The organism is Bacillus pumilus (assembly GCF_024498355.1).
GTDB lineage: Bacteria > Bacillota > Bacilli > Bacillales > Bacillaceae > Bacillus > Bacillus pumilus_P.
On record NZ_CP101833.1, the window covers coordinates 2115105 to 2132557 of the forward strand.

Annotated in this window: 17 protein-coding genes and 1 other annotated feature; of the genes, 4 read left to right on the forward strand and 13 right to left on the reverse strand. The window is 42.5% G+C overall.

Annotated features, from left to right (window positions below):
* Nucleotides 1-21 precede the first annotated feature (21 nt).
* Nucleotides 22-233, forward strand: a binding site (T-box leader).
* A 41-nt stretch (nt 234-274) separates the two neighbouring features.
* Complete coding sequence (proC, locus tag NPA43_RS10675) at nt 275-1102, forward strand: pyrroline-5-carboxylate reductase (protein ID WP_256498760.1); 828 nt, start codon at nt 275-277, stop codon at nt 1100-1102.
* 50 nt (nt 1103-1152) lie between these two features.
* Here the strand turns inward: proC and NPA43_RS10680 are convergent, their stop codons facing one another.
* The 3 genes from NPA43_RS10680 to NPA43_RS10690 all read right to left on the reverse strand — a co-directional run bounded on the left by NPA43_RS10680 (nt 1153) and on the right by NPA43_RS10690 (nt 3545).
* Nucleotides 1153-1296, reverse strand: a complete 144-nt coding sequence (locus NPA43_RS10680; protein ID WP_160171269.1) for a hypothetical protein — start codon at nt 1294-1296, stop codon at nt 1153-1155.
* Nucleotides 1297-1310: 14 nt separating this feature from the next.
* A complete protein-coding gene (locus tag NPA43_RS10685) occupies nt 1311-1799 on the reverse strand; it encodes a DinB family protein (RefSeq protein WP_099726731.1) in 489 nt (162 codons plus the stop codon).
* Nucleotides 1800-1931: 132 nt separating this feature from the next.
* Complete coding sequence (locus NPA43_RS10690) at nt 1932-3545, reverse strand: M20/M25/M40 family metallo-hydrolase (RefSeq protein ID WP_099726730.1); 1614 nt, start codon at nt 3543-3545, stop codon at nt 1932-1934.
* A 140-nt stretch (nt 3546-3685) separates the two neighbouring features.
* On the opposite strand from NPA43_RS10690, the gene namA reads away from it, so the two are divergent.
* Nucleotides 3686-4702 (forward strand): NADPH dehydrogenase NamA, encoded by a 1017-nt coding sequence (gene namA, locus NPA43_RS10695; protein ID WP_230030362.1) that lies wholly within the window; start codon nt 3686-3688, stop codon nt 4700-4702.
* Nucleotides 4703-4820: 118 nt separating this feature from the next.
* The gene (locus NPA43_RS10700) at nt 4821-5585 is read left to right on the forward strand and encodes an alpha/beta fold hydrolase (RefSeq protein WP_099726728.1); all 765 of its coding nucleotides are present in this window, start codon (nt 4821-4823) and stop codon (nt 5583-5585) included.
* Between the two features lie 46 nt (nt 5586-5631).
* On the opposite strand, the gene NPA43_RS10705 is transcribed toward NPA43_RS10700, so the two are convergent.
* Both NPA43_RS10705 and rnz read right to left on the reverse strand, forming a co-directional pair.
* On the reverse strand, nt 5632-6939 hold the full coding sequence (locus tag NPA43_RS10705) for an aspartate aminotransferase type Ic (RefSeq protein ID WP_099726727.1): 1308 nt from the start codon (nt 6937-6939) through the stop codon (nt 5632-5634).
* 138 nt (nt 6940-7077) lie between these two features.
* On the reverse strand, nt 7078-8007 hold the full coding sequence (gene rnz, locus NPA43_RS10710; RefSeq protein ID WP_099726726.1) for a ribonuclease Z: 930 nt from the start codon (nt 8005-8007) through the stop codon (nt 7078-7080).
* A gap of 222 nt (nt 8008-8229) precedes the next feature.
* Between rnz and zwf the strand changes: the two genes are divergently transcribed.
* Complete coding sequence (gene zwf / locus NPA43_RS10715; protein ID WP_099726725.1) at nt 8230-9705, forward strand: glucose-6-phosphate dehydrogenase; 1476 nt, start codon at nt 8230-8232, stop codon at nt 9703-9705.
* 47 nt (nt 9706-9752) lie between these two features.
* Here the strand turns inward: zwf and NPA43_RS10720 are convergent, their stop codons facing one another.
* From NPA43_RS10720 to gndA, 8 genes are all read right to left on the reverse strand, one after another.
* Nucleotides 9753-10475, reverse strand: coding sequence for a GntR family transcriptional regulator (locus NPA43_RS10720; protein WP_099726724.1), 723 nt, complete (start codon nt 10473-10475; stop codon nt 9753-9755).
* A gap of 189 nt (nt 10476-10664) precedes the next feature.
* Complete coding sequence (locus tag NPA43_RS10725) at nt 10665-12071, reverse strand: glycoside hydrolase family 1 protein (RefSeq protein ID WP_099726723.1); 1407 nt, start codon at nt 12069-12071, stop codon at nt 10665-10667.
* Nucleotides 12055-13401, reverse strand: a complete 1347-nt coding sequence (gene celB / locus NPA43_RS10730; RefSeq protein ID WP_099726722.1) for a PTS cellobiose transporter subunit IIC — start codon at nt 13399-13401, stop codon at nt 12055-12057. The genes NPA43_RS10725 and celB overlap by 17 nt, the downstream gene beginning before the upstream one ends.
* A 25-nt stretch (nt 13402-13426) precedes the next feature.
* A complete protein-coding gene (locus tag NPA43_RS10735) occupies nt 13427-13759 on the reverse strand; it encodes a PTS sugar transporter subunit IIA (RefSeq protein WP_099726721.1) in 333 nt (110 codons plus the stop codon).
* A gap of 3 nt (nt 13760-13762) precedes the next feature.
* Complete coding sequence (locus tag NPA43_RS10740; protein WP_256498761.1) at nt 13763-14074, reverse strand: PTS sugar transporter subunit IIB; 312 nt, start codon at nt 14072-14074, stop codon at nt 13763-13765.
* Between the two features lie 185 nt (nt 14075-14259).
* Nucleotides 14260-15045 (reverse strand): glucose 1-dehydrogenase, encoded by a 786-nt coding sequence (locus NPA43_RS10745; protein WP_256498762.1) that lies wholly within the window; start codon nt 15043-15045, stop codon nt 14260-14262.
* 12 nt (nt 15046-15057) lie between these two features.
* Nucleotides 15058-15903, reverse strand: a complete 846-nt coding sequence (locus tag NPA43_RS10750; protein WP_180275492.1) for a GRP family sugar transporter — start codon at nt 15901-15903, stop codon at nt 15058-15060.
* Between the two features lie 116 nt (nt 15904-16019).
* Nucleotides 16020-17429 (reverse strand): NADP-dependent phosphogluconate dehydrogenase, encoded by a 1410-nt coding sequence (gndA, locus tag NPA43_RS10755; RefSeq protein WP_099726717.1) that lies wholly within the window; start codon nt 17427-17429, stop codon nt 16020-16022.
* Between the last annotated feature and the right edge of the window lie 24 nt (nt 17430-17453).

A 17453-nucleotide genomic window follows, 5' to 3' on the forward strand; every position in this document is an offset into this window, starting at 1 on the left:
GCATAATGAACAACAAATATAAGATGCGCGATGACAAGGATTAGTAAGCAAAATAATGATGCAAGAGAGTGAGGTCCGCCGGCTGTAAGACTTCACCATCCTCTTATTTGCTGAACCTGCCCTTTGAGCTGTTAGGCAAACCTAAACGTTTCCCGCGTTAAGGGACTAGAGCTGAGTATGCATGTTTGCATGCTAATTGAGGGTGGTACCGCGAAAAACCTTTCGTCCTTTTCAGGCGAGAGGTTTTTTTATTTTCTACAAGGAGGAGCAGCTTATGAGTAAAATTGGATTTATCGGTGCAGGCTCGATGGCGGAGTCTATGATTAAAGGTTTATTAAAAAGTGGTATCATGTCAAATGAAGATATCATTGTCACAAATAAAACAAACGAAAAACGATTAAACGAATTAAAGGTGCGTTATGGGATCAAAACGGATTTCTCTCGTTCCTTTATTTATGAAGAAGCGGATATTTTGGTATTTGCTTTAAAACCGAAAGATGCGGAAAGCGGGATTTCCGAGGTACGCCCTTACTTAAATGGACAGCTGATCATTTCTATTTTAGCGGGTATCTCCATTGAAACGATTCAACACTATGCTGGCGGGAAAACTGCGGTGGTTCGCGCGATGCCAAATACATCAGCGGCGATTCAGCAATCAGCAACAGGCATTGCCGTAAGTGATAAAGTCACTGAGGAGCAAAAGAAAAAGGCGGTCGAGCTGTTTGAAACGATCGGGCATGTGACGGTATTAGACGAATCACAGCTAAATGCTGTCACAGCCATCGCAGGCAGCGGTCCTGCCTTTATTTATCATTTGATTGAAGGAATGGAGCGAAGCGCTACTGAACTTGGGATGGACCAAGCAACAGCAAAATTGCTCATTTGCCAAATGATTGCAGGCGCTGCCAATATGCTTCAAGATAGCGGAAAGGAACCTGCTGAACTGCGCAAAGAAATCACAAGCGAAGGCGGAACGACAGAAGCCGGACTGAACACACTAGCTTCCTATCAATTTGAAGAAGCGATTGTCGATTGTGTAAAAACAGCGACAAAACGTGCCGCAGAATTAAACGACATGTTTTCAGCGGGCACGTATAAGTGATATGAAAAAGCACCTGTTTTGATGACAGGTGCTTTTTCACATATGCCCATCTATTTTTTCTCGCTAGTGACTGGATTTGAACTGTGTGATTCACACTTTGGTTCTTTCTGTTCTTTTTGAGAGAAGGCTTGTTCTAATAGAGAATCACGTGCTTGATAAAAATTCACATCAATTAACAATTCTTGATGCTTCATTTATTAACACCTCCTCATGTAGATGATTCACTCATTGACATGATGGCTTTGATTTGAGCCAGATGATGATTTTCATGTAAAGCGATGGTTTCAGCTAATATTTGAACTGTCATCACGCCTTCTTCCGGATGCAAACCTGATTGATCCCATATATCCTTTTCTAATAGCTGAAGCGTTTTGCTTCTTCTCTCTTTCAAACGATTGATCATCGAATTGATCTCCTGAGCATTATACAATTCATAAGCTCTTTCCTTCACATAAATTTCAGGATCATACGATTGAAAAGGCGTGTGATCACTTAATATCGCCTGCTCTATTCGCTCTGACCAGACTTCTTCTGTATCAAACAAATGTCCGGCGATTTGTTTGATCGACCACTTGCCCTCTCCTATAGATTGATCTAACGTGTGCTCATCACATGTCTGCATGAGCTCCTCTAGTTCACGAATACTCTCCTGAAGCGATGTGATGATTTCTGTTTTTGTTAATTTTCCAGTTTCCATTTATTCTCTCAATCCCCCTTCAAATAAATGTAAGTCTCTTTCAATATCATACTCTATTTATTTAGGCTGAAGGAAGGTTCATTTAAAAGCCAAAAACCCTATCATCCAGATAGGGCTCTTCATCACATATGCTTAATTCTTTTCTAATAAAGCATGAATCGTTGATTCTAGTAATGACGGCAATATACCGAAAGAGAACGGGACATGCAGCCGTTCTGTCCATTTGTGCGGGTCTTTTCCTAATGGACCAACGTTGATGACCGGAACGTAAAGAGCCTCCTTTTCTCCTTGTGGTAATGAATAACCTTTTTGGTAAAGCGGCATGTTGGTCGTGTAATCGCCTACATTCTGTTTTTCGAGCTGCAAGTAGCTTAAATCAGACAATCCGGGGAAATATTTCACTTCCTCTACTTCAAGCCTATAGACCTCCTTTGCCTTCCTTTGAATCTTCTTTAAGGCTGTCTGGATATGCGGCTCATCCGTTGAGGACACAGAAGGGTAAAATGGCGGACTATAAAACAGAACAATCAGCGGTCCCTCTTCCTTACAAAGCGTCGTCAGCTCTGATACGATTTTTGTTGAAAAGTCGCGATCTCCAAGCTCACCTCGGTTCGCGAATGCATAGTTGACAATTCGCTCGACCTCCTGCGTACCTGATCGTTCAGCGGCTTTTTGATACAGCTCTTGATACGTGAGAACCGTGATGCTCGTGTCAATCGGGGTGAAATGTTTAAAGCGCTGAAATTCAGCTGTTTTCTGTCTAAGATTGGCCTCGATTTGGACTGCTGCTTGTTTCGCAGTGTCGTAGAGAAGCCCGTGCAGCTCTTCACTTGAGCGTTTCATCATGAGCACGTTAAATAGAGAAACAGCCGTGTGAGGCGTTTGAACGGAATAGGCTTCTTTTAAGTCCTTTTGCATCAAATTGGTCGGAGGAGGTGTCACTTCACCATCTACTTCCTCACAATAATCACTATTCAGCTCTAACAACCGGTTTAATTCAGATACCATAAAATTTGCATTTAAGCCTGAGAATGGCTCTCCTACATGCGTTTCAATCCCTTTGCAAAAAAATCCGGCAAGCACCTTCCCTATACTGCCTGTATAGATATATTGGTGCGTATCACCTGGATACTTTTCAAACATCGGCTCACTATTTAAACACGCGGTATAATCAAGGTCATACTCCTCCTTGAGCTCTTTTAGCTTAGGGACAGCCTCCAGCATTCCCTGTGAATTCACCTCTTCATCCGGGACTGTGACGAGCAGGACATTTCCTTCAAAGCTATCTGTCATCGCTCTTTCCAGCATAGAAAGCTGCACGGCGAGACCTGCTTTCATATCCATGGCACCTCTTCCAAACAGCCAGTCGCCTGAAGCAAGGTCCTCTCTTGCCCTCTTTGGAAGAAGCGCACTTTTTTGCGAAAAGGAGGCCATCAGCTCTTCTGGCTTACATGCCATGTTTTGAAATTCTCCGTAATCCTCTGTATCGACTACATCAAAATGACTAAGAAGCAAAACGGTACGTGGCAGCATGCTGCGCTTCACTAGAGCCGTTAAAAAATACCGGCCATCTTTCATCGGATGCAAAGCCAAATGATCAGGGTTCTGCTCAAAATAAGGCCGCTCCTTCAGCAAGTAATATAAATATTCCGCTAACGCTACTTCTCCTGTTGTACCAGATATGCTTTCATACTGCATCAGAGCTGTGAGCAGCTCTTTTAGTTCACTCTCTGTTTGCCATTTCATCCGTTTTCCCCCTTTGTTGTCTCTTTCCCTCTATTATACAAAAACGTATATAAAAGCTATATTCTTTGAGCACCTTTTATGACGAAAGTTTGAATGGCTGTTATAATCGGCTATACAATTCAATGAGGAGGCGAAGGTATTTGGAAACAAAACTCTTTTCACCTTGGACATTAAAAGGTGTTACGCTCAAAAACCGCATCGTGATGTCCCCGATGTGTATGTATTCATCCTATGACCGCGATGGGAAATTACAGCCTTTCCACTTTGCACATTATATTTCCCGCGCGCAAGGTCAGGCTGGGCTGATCATGGTTGAGGCGAGCGCTGTTTCCCCTGAGGGAAGAATTAGTGATCAAGACCTCGGGATTTGGAGTGATGAGCACATTGAAGGATTTGCCTCATTAAACGAACAAATCAAAGCATACGGAACAAAAACAGCCATCCAGCTCGCCCATGCAGGACGTAAAGCTGAACTAGACGGTGACATCCTTGCACCATCCAGCATTCCGTTTGATGAACGGTCTAAAACACCTGTAGAGATGTCTGTCGATCAAATCAAAGACACCGTTCAGGCGTTTCAAGATGCGGCTGTCCGGGCAAAAAAAGCTGGCTTTGACATCATTGAAATTCATGGGGCGCATGGCTATTTAATTAACGAATTTCTTTCACCGCTTGCGAATCAACGAACAGATGAGTATGGCGGTTCACCAGAAAACCGTTACCGCTTCTTAAGAGAAGTCGTTGATGCGGTCCATGACGTATGGGATGGACCTTTATTTGTCCGTGTATCCGCTTCTGATTACACGACAAAAGGACTCGATATTGCTGATTATATCGGCATTGCCACATGGCTGAAAGAACAAGGTGTCGACTTAATCGATGTCAGCTCAGGTGCTGTCGTGCAGGCGAAAATTAGCACATTCCCTGGCTACCAAGTGACCTTCGCAGAGAAAATAAAAGAAGGTGCCGGCATTCAAACAGGAGCTGTCGGTCTAATCACATCTGGTGTACAGGCAGAAGAAATTTTACAAAATCATCGTGCTGACTTGATCTTTATCGGCAGAGAATTTTTACGGGATCCTTATTTCCCAAAAACAGCTGCCAAAGAGCTTCGTACATCCATTGAAGCCCCGCGTCAATACGATCGCGCTTGGTAAGGTATCTAGGAAAAAGGTGTCTATTTTTTGAAATAGGCATCTTTTTTGTTTTTAAGAGAAACATCTTTGCCTTTTGTGCCGTCTTTTAGCTAAAGAACCACTTAGAGGAGATGGAAGAATGAACTCGGTAATGATTGAAAGAACGTATCATATAGATGGACATCACTTTAATACGAAGCATCGTCAAGGCAAAAGACAAGCGACCATTATCTTTGAAGCAGGCTACGGAATGTCTGGCGATACGTGGACAAATATGGCCCGTGATATTGACCCAGAGCTTGGGGTTTTCTTATACGACCGTTTAGGAAATGGAAACAGTAGTCATAGCGATGAAGGAAGAACCCTGCATGACCTTGCAGATGATTTAGATGCGCTTTTAAAGCAAGCCAATATTCAGCCGCCCTTTCTCATTGTGGCTCACTCATTCGGTTCTCTTGTCAGCAGGTTATGGGCAAGCCGCAGAAGAGAAGATGTCATCGGCATGGTACTGTTAGACCCAGCAAGTGAGGAGCAAGAGCAGGTCATTCTGCCGCTTTTATCAAGGGAAGAACGTGCTTCCTATATGGCGCAGTTCACAGCAGAATGTACGCATGAGGACTTTCAGCAAATGCTGAACACGATCAAAGAGGAACAAACGCATTATGGGATGATGCCGCTTCTTGTCATTTCATCAGGCAAAAGCCGGTTGTTTCATCCAGCGCATGAAGCTTGGCTTAGGCTTCATAAACGGATGCTGTCTTTTTCATCCCAAAGCGGATGGATTCAGGCGCAGAACAGTTCGCACTATATTCATCATGATGAACCGCACATTGTGCAGCTTGCCATCTATGATGTATGGTGCGCGGCCAAACAACCCGTCTCCTATTATCAAACAGCCAATTAAAATTGAAAACTCCTTGACCGGTCATGAGTCAAGGAGTTTCTTTGATTTATGCCGTTGGGGCAGATTGACTTTTTTCAGAAAGCAGCTTTTCAATACTGACAAGCTGAACACATAACGTAAAGATATCAATCGCTTGCTCAAGTTCTTCAAGTGCTGGGAACGTTGGCGCAATGCGAATGTTACGATCAAGCGGGTCTTTTCCATATGGATATGTCGCCCCTGCACCTGTCAGTGTGACACCTGCTTCTTTCGCTTTTTGCACAACAGCTTTTGCACAATGATCAAGTGTATTTAAACTAATGAAATATCCGCCATTTGGCTTGTGCCATTCAGCGATGCCTTTCCCACCAAGCTTTTCGTCAAGGATAGAAAGAACGAGGTCAAACTTCGGCTTAATGATCGCTGCATGCTTTTTCATATGTTCCTTCAAGCCTTCTGGATTCTGGAAGAAACGAAGGTGTCTTAATTGATTGATTTTATCTGGTCCGATCGTTTGTACTGCTAATTGCTTCTGAGTGAAGCTCACATTGTTTTGACTAGACGCCATCAGTGCAACACCTGAACCTGGGAATGTAATTTTAGAAGTAGACGCAAACATAAACACACGGTTTGGGTGCCCTGCTTCCTCTACTGCTTGAAAAATATCTTTTAATGTATCAGGTGTATCTGTTAGATGGTGGACTGCATAGGCATCATCCCAAAAGATACGGAAGTCGTCTGCTTTTGTTTTCATTGAAGCAAGGCGGTCAACGACCTCATCTGAATACGTTATGCCATCTGGGTTGCTATATTTCGGTACACACCAAATGCCCTTAATGGCTTCATCTTCTGCGACCCATTTTTCCACCTGATCCATGTCAGGTCCATCAGCCTTCATGTCTACCGTGATCATCTCTATGTTAAATAGCTCACAAATGGCAAAATGACGGTCATACCCTGGACTTGGTGCAAGGAATTTTACCTTTGGCAGCTCTCCCCAAGGTGTTTTACTGCCATATACGCCGTGAGTCATGGCACGGGCAATCGTATCATGCATCATATTCAGGCTGGAATTACCGCCAATGATGATTTGTTCTGGCGTCAGATTGAGCACATCTGCAAAAAATTTCTTCGTTTCAGGAAGGCCTGTCAAGCCGCCATAGTTTCGCACATCTGTGCCATCCTCAGCTGTCATCACATCCCTTGATGTCACAACATCGAGCATGCCCATAGACAAATCAAGCTGTTTTGGCGAAGGCTTACCTCTAGACATGTCTAAGTGTAAGTTTTTACTTTTGTACGTTTCATACTCATTTTGTAGTGCCAAATAAAGGTCATTCAATTCTGCTTCACTTAACGCTGTAAAACCGCTCATCTTTGATTGTGCCTCCCGTATTCTTCATAGTTTGATATGTCATTTGTTTTTTCTTCACCATTTTACCACTACCTGAAAAAGAGCGTCATCATAAATATCAAAAAAATCACACAACTATTTTTAACGATTCATCCAATTTTACAGGGTGCGGTCAATAGTAAAAGAAGAGAAATCATGTGCAGCTTCTGTCAGCGGGAATATATCGCGGGCTTCTTTCAACAGTTGTTTCAGTGCCTCTTCCCCTTGGTACCTTGCACTAATATGGGTCAAAATTAGTCTTTTTGCGCCTGCTTCCTGCGCTGTTTTCGCTGCCTGTTCTGTCGTGCTGTGATAATAATTGTAGGCTAATTCTGCATCTTCTTTACCGAATGTTGCCTCATGGACTAACACATCCGCATTCTTGGCAAGCCTTGTTATATTCTCGCACAAACGAGTATCTCCTGAAAATGCAACAATCCTCCCTTTTTTAGGGGGTTCCAAATAATCGGTTCCGTCAATGATTCTGCCATCTTCGAGTGTCACGGTTTCCCCGTTTTTTAACTTCTGATACAAAGGTCCAGGTTTTACTCCGATTTCTTTTAGGTCTTCGGCTTTTAATGCACCAGGTACATCTTTTTCCACTACCCTATAACCGTAAGCTGGAATACCGTGAGATACTCGTCTTGCTTCTACTTGAAAGGTATCATCCTCAAATACGACTCCTTCATCTATTTCTATGATATGCAGCGGATATGTCAAATGCGTTTGTGTAGCTGAAAGTGCAGCGTTTACAAACGCTTTGATCCCCTTAGGCCCATAGATCGTTAGTTCATCCTCTCCGCCTTGAAAGGACCTGCTGCCAAGCAGTCCTGGGAGACCGTATACATGATCACCATGCATATGAGTGATAAATATTTTCTCAATCTTTCTCGGTTTAATCGTTGTATGTAATATTTGATGCTGCGTCGCTTCTCCGCAATCAAAAAGCCACACTGCTTTTCTCTCTTCTAAGAGCTTTAGCGCTGTGCAAGTGACGTTTCTTGTTTTTGCAGGAATGCCTGCACCTGTTCCTAAAAAGAGCAGTTCCATTACTTTTTCCTCCTACAGCCGGTATACAATATCTTCATTCATATAGAATACATGAAGACAAGGTAAATGTGAATTCAGCGGAATTTTTGAAAAAAGTCAAACTAGAGCAGAAAAAGTCGAATCAAATGTTTGCTTTACGAACAATGAACCTTTAAAATAAAGAAAATGTACATACATTCTCGGTTTTTACTACAATGCTACGAATAAAGTGAGGTACTTTTCGTGAATACAGAAACTAACAATCCAAAAGCAGTCATTGTCATTTTTGGCGCAACAGGAGATCTTGCCAAACGCAAGCTCTACCCTTCTATACATAGACTTTATCATAGCGGAAAGCTTGGAGATCAATTCGCCGTTGTAGGTGTCGGGCGCCGCCCGTGGTCTCATGAGGACCTCAGAGCTGTGGTAAAAGAATCTGTCCCTTCTGATGATGCAGAAGCGAAAACAGAGGAATTCATTTCTCATTTCTATTATCATGATTTTGACGTATCAAGCCCTGCTTCCTACCAGGCACTCAACACGCTTCTTTCCGGTCTTGAAGATACGTACAGTATCCCAAATAACCGTATGTTCTATTTAGCCATGGCACCGGAATTCTTTGGAACGATTGCGAAGTTCTTAAAGAGTGAGGGCGTATCAGAAACAACCGGCTGGTCACGTCTTGTCATTGAAAAACCATTTGGACATGACCTGCCAAGTGCCAAAACGTTAAATGAAGAAATTCGTGATGCATTTACAGAAGATCAAATTTATCGTATTGACCACTATCTCGGTAAACAAATGGTGCAAAACATTGAGGTCATCCGTTTTGCGAATGCGATCTTCGAACCACTTTGGACAAACCGCTATATTTCAAACATCCAAATTACATCGAGTGAATCTTTAGGTGTAGAAGACCGGGCTCGATATTACGAAAGTTCTGGTGCACTAAGAGACATGGTCCAAAACCATATGCTTCAGATGGTTGCACTTTTAGCAATGGAGCCTCCAATTAAGCTGAATACAGAGGAAATCCGAAGCGAAAAACGGAAAGCATTGCGTGCTCTTCGTCCTTTCTCTAAAGATGAGGTCGATCAATTCTTTGTCCGCGGGCAGTATGATGCTGGTACGATTGATGGCAGCATGGTTCCTTCCTATCTTGAAGAGCAAAATGTTGACCCGAACTCTAATACGGAAACATTCGTTGCAGGGAAGCTGCTGATCGATAACTTTAGATGGGCTGGCGTGCCATTTTACATTCGTACAGGAAAACGTTTAGAAAAGAAATCCACTCAAATCGTGGTTCAATTTAAAGACATTCCAATGAACCTGTACTATGGAAACGGGAATTCTATGCATCCAAACTTACTCGTTATTCACATTCAGCCAGATGAAGGCATTACCCTTCACCTGAACGCTCGTAAGCTTGATGGCGGAACGTATGCGAAACCAATTAAGCTCGACTACCAAACGAACTATAATGACATCATGAATACACCAGAAGCATACGAAAAGCTGATTCATGACTGCTTATTGGGCGATGCTACAAACTTCGCTCACTGGGATGAAGTGGCACTTTCTTGGAACTTTGTTGATCCCATTTCTGAGAAATGGGCAGAAAATAAAACCTTAAAACCAAATTACCCTGCTGGTTCTATGGGACCGAAAGAAGCGGATCAGCTTCTAGAGAAAGACGGGTATCATTGGTGGAATATATAAAAACGATACGAAAAAAGAGCAGTCTCCCTAAGGGTTCTGCTCTTTTTTTATCGTCCTGTTTTCGTAATTTCAACAGTTGAAAAGTCAAATTTATCATAGCGATGATGGCTAAAGGAGTATTCAAAAGGCCGGCCTGTGTTTAAATAAGCAACCTGCTCGACTTCAAGCACCGGATCACTTGGATCACAGCCTAAATACTGCTGATCAAGCTGATCTGATTTTGCCGCCCTTATTTTCTTGTGCGCCCCTGCCACTTTCAAATGAAGTTTCTTTGATATGTAGTCATAGATAGAACCCAGCAGAACCTCTTCATCTATTCCCTTAATCACATTTACTGGCATAAACGTTTTTTCTAATACATAAGGTTCTTCATCCACAAGGCGGAGACGGATGATGTCATAAACGGGTGTGCTTGAGTCAATCGATAGGTGGGCTGCCACCTCTTCACTTGGGAAATGTACATCAAAGCGAATGATTTGGCTCGTCACGTTTTTATCTGCCATGACTTTCGTGAATCCTTTATTTTCATGGCCTGAGACGTTGATTGCACCTTGATTTAGCGCTGCCTTCACAATAAATGTGCCGTGACCTCTTTTTCTAAAGAGCAGACCTTCTGCCACGAGAAGATCGAGCGCACGCTTCATCGTCATTCTGCTACATTGAAATTCAGCGGCAAGCGAGTTTTCATCTGGAATGGGTTGATCTTCTGGATAATATGCTGTTCCTATTCGTTTTCTGATTTCTTCTGAAATGAGTTCGTACTTTTTCATCTCACACCACCAACTGACTTGTTTTTTCATATCATATTATAGCGCTTTCTTTATGGCGTTTTTTAGCCTTCCTCTCATTCTACACTAAGCCTAGTGAGCTTAAAAGCTTCCAGCGATTTTTGTTTGATTCTCTGCACCGTGCCATAAGAAAAATACTTGCCCTTTTTAAGAAAAGAGCAAGTATCTTCATTAAAAACCGTTATTCTCTGAAACAGATTGAAACCAGTATCCGCTTTTTTTAATGGTTCGCTTCCCGTCTTCTTGAAGGTCAACTGAGACAAATCCATAACGATTCTTATACGCATTCGACCATGACCAGTTATCCATAAACGTCCACAGGTGATAGCCTTTCACATTGCTACCTTCTTGAATGGCTTGATGCACCCATTTGAGATGCTCAGAAATAAAGTCAATGCGGTAATCGTCATGAATCATGCCTTCCTCATCCTTAAACCGCTCTTCTCCTTCGACACCCATTCCATTTTCAGAAATAAAGCATTCAATATTATCATAGTCTTTTTGGACTTTTTTCAATATATCGTAAATGCCTTTTTCATAGATTTCCCAGCCTCGATACACATTCATTTTTCTGCCTGGCATATCAAAAGAATCAAAGTAATGGTCTGGCATAAATGGTGCTTGAGGATGCGGCATATGCTCCTTTGCTTTCACTCTTCTTGGCTGATAATAGTTGATACCGAGAAGATCAATCGTATTCTCTTGAATGAGCGCGAGGTCTCCTTCCTCCATACGAGGCATAAAACCTTCTTTCTTTAACACTTCTACTAGTTTTTCAGGGAAGTGTCCTTTGACCGCAGGGTCTAGGAAGGATCGGTTAAAGAAAGTGTCAGCCATCTCAGCTGCTTCTACATCCCGAGGATTCTGGCTTCGCGGATACGAAGGGGTGAGATTCAGGATGATGCCGATTTTCCCGTCCTGCTGCATCTCTTTGTAAGCCGCAATTGCCTTAGCGTTTGATAAAATTTCATGAAAACCGACTTGCACTGCCTTTTGGAAATCGACTTCGTTTGGATAATGAAAGCTATACATATATCCGCCCTCTACAGGAACAATCGGTTCGTTATGGGTAAACCATTTTTTCACCCGGTCGCCAAATAACTGAAAGCACAATGCCGCATAGCTGACATAATCGTCTACCACCTGCCTGTTCACCCATCCGCCCTTCTCCTGCAGCGCCATTGGCATATCAAAATGGTAAAGGTTCACAAACGGTTCGATATCGTGTGCAATGAGTTCATTGATCACATCATTGTAAAAAGACACAGCTTCCTCATTGACCGCTCCTTTTCCTTCAGGTAAAAGGCGTGACCATGAAATTGATAGCCGAAACGAATTGTGGCCAATTTCTTTCATAAGGCGGATATCCTCTTTATACTTTCGGTAAAATTGAGATGTCACGCTCGGCCCTACACCATTAAAAAAACGTGTCGGCTCTTTTTCAAACCAGTGATCCCAAATGTTCGGTCCCTTTCCATCTCCAAGGACACTGCCTTCTGTTTGCGTGGCAGAGGCAGAAGATCCCCACCAGAAACCTTCTGGAAATGTATATGATTGCTTGTTATTTTCCATCGACATGTATTGAGTCTCCTTCGCCTTTGATGTTTGTTGTCTTCGTTTTTTCCGTTGTGGTTATTTTTTCATTCTTCACATTCATACGGTCAATAAACTTCAGGAACGGGAACCAAATGACAAACACAATCATTAAATTAAACAGCTGAAGCAGACCGCCTGCTAATGAATTTGTTGCCATGATCCCGCTAATAAAGATCGGCACCGTCCATGGAATATTCACGCCTGTCGGCGGCGGTACAATGCCTGTTGCCATCGCAAAATAAGAAATACATGTAATGACCATTGGCGCCAAAATCCACGGAATCAAAATAAGCGGATTCATCACAATTGGTAAACCGAAGATAATCGGTTCATTGACGTTAAATAATCCTGGTCCTAAGCCGAGCTTTGCGACTTGTTTTAATTGCTTACTTTTCAGGAAAATTAAAATCGTAAACACAACAGCCAGCGTCATACCGGTTCCACCCATGCCAACCGTATAGATTTCGATAAACTGCTTGCTGATGATGTTAGGAACCTCACCTGTTTTTGTATAGCTTTCAAGGTTTTGAATGGACAACGTATTCCAAATCGGGTCCATGACAGAATTAATAATAATTTGGCCGTGCAATCCAAAAAACCAAAGAATTTGTATAAAGAAAACGGCGATCAGCGTCGGAATGATACCGCTTCCAAGACCAACAAGCGGGGCCTGAACTGCATGATAAATCAGGTCATGCATATTTGTGTGAAAGCCTTGTGTAATGATGATATTGATCAGCAAAAAGGCTGTTAATGTAAGGGTAGCCGGAATCAGTGCAGCAAAAGACTTTGAAACAGCTGGCGGAACCCCTTGAGGCATATTGATGACGAATTTCTTTTGCACAAAATAACGATAAATCTCAGCTGATAAAAAGCCTGTAATCATTCCAAGGAACATACCCTTTGCACCTAAGCGGTCGACCGGGATCACTCCTGCAATGGAAGCAGCGCCCTCTTGTTCTAGTAAAAATGGCGTCAGTAGTAAAAATGATGCTAAAGCGATGACACCGCCAAATACAGCTTCCACTTCATAGCTTTTCGATAAATAGTAGCCAATCCCAAATACAACAAACACACTCATAATGCTGATGGTCGCACTTGGCGCGATATTCAGTGCAGACTGAAACCCTTCCAGTGCTGTTTGACTCATGATTTTATCTAAAAATGGCAAATTCATTAACACAACCATAATGGATCCAAAGATGGTGAGCGGGAACGCAAGCATAAAGGCATCCCGTAATACGCCTAAATAGCGGTTGTTGTTCAATCTCCCAGCAATCGGAACCAAAATGGCACTTATTTTATCAAACATTGGTTTCCCCCCTTGTTTACACCCTTTATTGTTTTAGCGATTGGAATATCGGCAGAAGCTCTCCCACAAGCTCCTTGATGGTAATGGTCGACATTAAGTGATCTTCAGCGTGCATGAGCAGTAAGGAGAATGATGTGGTTTTCCCGCTTGCCTCCTGCTGTACGAGCTGAAAATGGATTTCATGTGCATTCCGCAAATCTTCTTCAGCTTCTTTCATGAGGTCAAACGCTTCTTCTTCTTGACCTTCTCTAAATTGTTTAAGAGATTGAAGCAATTTGCTTCGTGCATTGCCGCTGTGTAAGATCAATTGAAAACTGACTTGTTCCTCGGTGAGTCCTTCGAGCGTTTTCTTTTCCATCCTTTAAGATTCCTCCATCAATGCAACCGCTTGTTCATACGCTTTTTGTCCATCTGCAAGCCCATAGGCCTGCATATCAATGACCTCTACCTCAATCCCGTATTTTTTTGCTTCTTTTTGAAGGTCGCCTTTTAAAAAGCTCATTTGCGGTCCAATTAACACCACATCCGCATTCGCCATTTCTTTTCTCGCTTGATCTTGCCCGACTGCCCAAATCTCTGCTTCGTCCCCAATCGAATCGGCATGGGCTTTCATCTTCGTGACTAGTAAACTCGTAGACATTCCTGAACTGCATGCTAATAAAATACGTTTCATTTCTCTCACCCCATTGTTGTAATAAAAGCGCTTCCAAATAATATTATATATTTTTATTTTTAAATGTCTAGACATTTCATTTTATTTGTCTGTATTTTATAAAAAAAGAGCATATCTATGTATACTCTTTTCAGATGATTGACAAAGGGTAAAATGATCTTTGCTTTAGCTTTTTGTCTCTCTCTTTATCCTTTTCCTGCTTGAAACCCAGGGTACTTTGTCATGCCGCCGTCTACATATAACGTCAATCCTGTGACATAGCTGGCCTCTTTTGACGCAAGCCAGACAGCGCATGCTGCCACTTCTTCAGGCTTTCCGATATAGCCGATTGGAATCAGTTCAATGACGCCTTTTTTCAATGCTGGATTATCAAATTTCTCGGCATTAATTGGGGTATCAATCGCTCCTGGTGCAATGCTGTTTATGCGGATTTTTTTAGGGGCATATTCTAGTGCCAGCGTTTCTGTTAGAAGCTTGGCACCTCCTTTACTTGCTGCATAATGGACGAAATGAGGCCATGGGATTTGCTGATGAACCGACGACATATTAATGATTGAGCCTTCTATTCCATGATCCGTCATATACTTCAGTGCATCACGGCAGCCTAGAAACATGCCTGTTAAATTGGTTGACATCACTTTATTCCAGTTATCTAACGTCATTTCTGTCGAAGGAACTTCATTTTCTATTCCTGCGTTATTGATCATGACATCAAGACTGCCGTACGTATCAACGGCTTTCTCGATCATCGCTCTCATATCTTCTTCCTTTGATACATCTCCCTTGATTTTGACAGCCTGTCCGCCATTTTTTTGAATGTCCGCAATGGTGTCATCCGGATTTTCTTTATCGGAGAAGTAATTGATCACCACATTGGCTTTTTCTTGTCCAAATCGGCGCGCCATCGCTTGACCTATCCCTGTACCTGCTCCAGTGATCAGTACTGTTTTTCCTTCTAAATCTGGATACATTCGTTTAACCTCCTATTTTGTAAAGCCTAATAGCACGCCGCCTGCAATGATCATCAAGCAGCCTGCAATCACAAAGCTTGTTTTAGATGCTTTCTCTTTTAATAAGTAAATGCCGCCCAATGTTGAGATGACAATCCCTGTCTGTGACATCGAAAAGCTCACGGCTACGCCAATTAGCGGAATGGCTAAAAGAAGCCCTAGATTTCCTGTCGACCAAACAAGCCCTGCAATGATATTTCTGAACGTATATTTGCTAAACGGATCTTGCTTTAGACTAATGGCCAGGGATGAAAGCAGCATGCCGACGGATTGTGGGACGAGGGCAGACCATCCATCAATATCAAACCATCTTAAAATGACGACATATCCGACGTAGCCAACGGTTGAAATGAGTAGAATGATGATCCCTTTTTTAAAATTGCCTCCGCCATTCCCGCCATTCTTTTTTTGACCGAGTGATGTCATCACAACGCCTGCAATGATCAGTAAAATGGCACAAGAACCAATAAGTATGACCGTCATCGTTTGCCATTCTTTGAAGACCATGACGCCAAATAATGTTGTGCTCACAAGCTGCATGCCCGTTGATAAAGGAACTGCCTTAGACACTCCGAGAAAGGCGACACTTGAGAGCTGATTCATTTGGCCAATGCTCCAAAAAATCCCTGAAATGACTGAAACCGCAAAAATAAGCGGTGTGAGCTCTGGCATTTTGATCAAAAAGGCGCCAATTGAAAATAAAAAGGCGCCAAGGGTAATGCCAAGTGTTTGCTGGTATGCATTCCCGCCAAGTTTGACACTGATGAGAACAATACTTCCCCAAAATATCGCTGGGAGAAGTGCATATAAAATGCCCACTTCTATCCCTACTTTCATTCTTTTTTTCATAGCATCCCTCTTTTTCGCATTTTTAGCCGAAAATATGAAAAAACAAAAAAACCTTACCAAAGGTAAGGTTTTCTGCCGCTTTATGCTTATTTCATCCATTCAGTATGGAATACGCCTTCTTTATCTGTTCGCTCGTACGTATGTGCACCGAAGTAGTCACGTTGTGCTTGAATTAAGTTCGCTGGAAGCACAGCTGTGCGATAGCTATCAAAGTAAGCAAGTGCACTTGAGAATGAAGGAACAGGAACTCCTTGTTCAACAGCAAGTGAAATGACTTTACGAAGTGATGATTGATAGCTTTCGGCGATATCCTTGAAGTAAGGATCAAGCAATAGGTTTTTCAGTTCAGGGTTACGGTCATATGCTTCTTTAATTTGTTGCAAGAAGGCTGCACGAATGATACATCCACCGCGGAAGATCATCGCAATTTCACCGTATTTTAAATCCCAGTTATATTCATCAGATGCTGCTTTCATTTGCGCAAAACCTTGAGCGTAAGAACAAATTTTACTCATGAATAGAGCTTTTCTGACAGCTTCGATCAGCGCTTGTTTATCATCAGCTGATTGAGTCGGCTCAGGGCCTTGGATTAATTTGCTTGCTTCAACACGCTCATCTTTCATCGCTGAAATAAAGCGCGCAAAAACAGACTCCGTAATGATTGGAAGCGGGACACCTAGATCAAGTGAGCTTTGGCTTGTCCATTTTCCAGTTCCTTTTTGTCCAGCTTTATCTAAGATGACATCCACAAGCGGCTGGTTTGTTTCTTCATCCACTTTTGTGAAAATATCAGCTGTAATTTCGATTAAGTAGCTGTCAAGCTCGCCTTTATTCCACTCTGAGAATACTTCATGAAGCTCTTGTGCTGATAATCCAGCGACATGCTTCAATATAAAGTATGACTCAGAGATCAATTGCATGTCTCCGTACTCAATGCCGTTATGGACCATTTTGACATAATGACCTGCTCCATCTGGACCGATATACGTTGTACAAGGCTCGCCGTCTACTTTTGCAGAGATCGCTTCTAAAATTGGTTTCACTAGCTCATGCGCTTCTTTTTGACCGCCAGGCATGATAGATGGGCCTTTTAGTGCGCCTTCTTCACCGCCAGAAACACCCGTTCCAATGAAGTGAATGCCACTTTCCGCAAGCTCTTGATTACGTCTTTGTGTATCCTTGTAATATGTATTTCCACCATCAATTAAAATGTCACCTTTCTCTAGGTGAGGAAGTAATGATTGAATGGTTGCATCCGTTGCTGCACCAGCTTTCACCATTAAAAGAATTTTACGCGGTGTTTCAAGCGACTGAACAAATTCTTCGATGCTGTATGTGCCTACAACGTTTTTCCCTTTTGATTCTTGAAGAAATTCTTCTGTTTTGCTGCTAGATCTGTTATAAACAGACACGGAGAAACCGCGGCTTTCAATATTAAGGGCAAGGTTTTTCCCCATAACGGCTAGTCCAACCACACCGATTTGTTGTTTTGACATAATTCTGACGTCCCTTCTAACACA

Bases quoted from the DNA above. Each gene is read 5' to 3' on its own strand.
- NPA43_RS10735 (WP_099726721.1), bottom strand. From the start codon at position 13,759: ATGGAAAAGAAAACGCTCGAAGGACTCACCGAGGAACAAGTCAGTTTT.
- NPA43_RS10725 (WP_099726723.1), bottom strand. From the start codon at position 12,071: ATGTCGATGGAAAATAACAAGCAATCATATACATTTCCAGAAGGTTTC.
- celB (WP_099726722.1), bottom strand. From the start codon at position 13,401: ATGTTTGATAAAATAAGTGCCATTTTGGTTCCGATTGCTGGGAGATTG.
- NPA43_RS10680 (WP_160171269.1), bottom strand. From the start codon at position 1,296: ATGAAGCATCAAGAATTGTTAATTGATGTGAATTTTTATCAAGCACGT.
- NPA43_RS10720 (WP_099726724.1), bottom strand. From the start codon at position 10,475: ATGAAAAAGTACGAACTCATTTCAGAAGAAATCAGAAAACGAATAGGA.
- NPA43_RS10705 (WP_099726727.1), bottom strand. From the start codon at position 6,939: ATGAGCGGTTTTACAGCGTTAAGTGAAGCAGAATTGAATGACCTTTAT.
- NPA43_RS10745 (WP_256498762.1), bottom strand. From the start codon at position 15,045: ATGTATCCAGATTTAGAAGGAAAAACAGTACTGATCACTGGAGCAGGT.
- proC (WP_256498760.1), top strand. From the start codon at position 275: ATGAGTAAAATTGGATTTATCGGTGCAGGCTCGATGGCGGAGTCTATG.
- NPA43_RS10740 (WP_256498761.1), bottom strand. From the start codon at position 14,074: ATGAAACGTATTTTATTAGCATGCAGTTCAGGAATGTCTACGAGTTTA.
- NPA43_RS10700 (WP_099726728.1), top strand. From the start codon at position 4,821: ATGAACTCGGTAATGATTGAAAGAACGTATCATATAGATGGACATCAC.
- NPA43_RS10685 (WP_099726731.1), bottom strand. From the start codon at position 1,799: ATGGAAACTGGAAAATTAACAAAAACAGAAATCATCACATCGCTTCAG.
- rnz (WP_099726726.1), bottom strand. From the start codon at position 8,007: ATGGAACTGCTCTTTTTAGGAACAGGTGCAGGCATTCCTGCAAAAACA.
- gndA (WP_099726717.1), bottom strand. From the start codon at position 17,429: ATGTCAAAACAACAAATCGGTGTGGTTGGACTAGCCGTTATGGGGAAA.
- NPA43_RS10690 (WP_099726730.1), bottom strand. From the start codon at position 3,545: ATGAAATGGCAAACAGAGAGTGAACTAAAAGAGCTGCTCACAGCTCTG.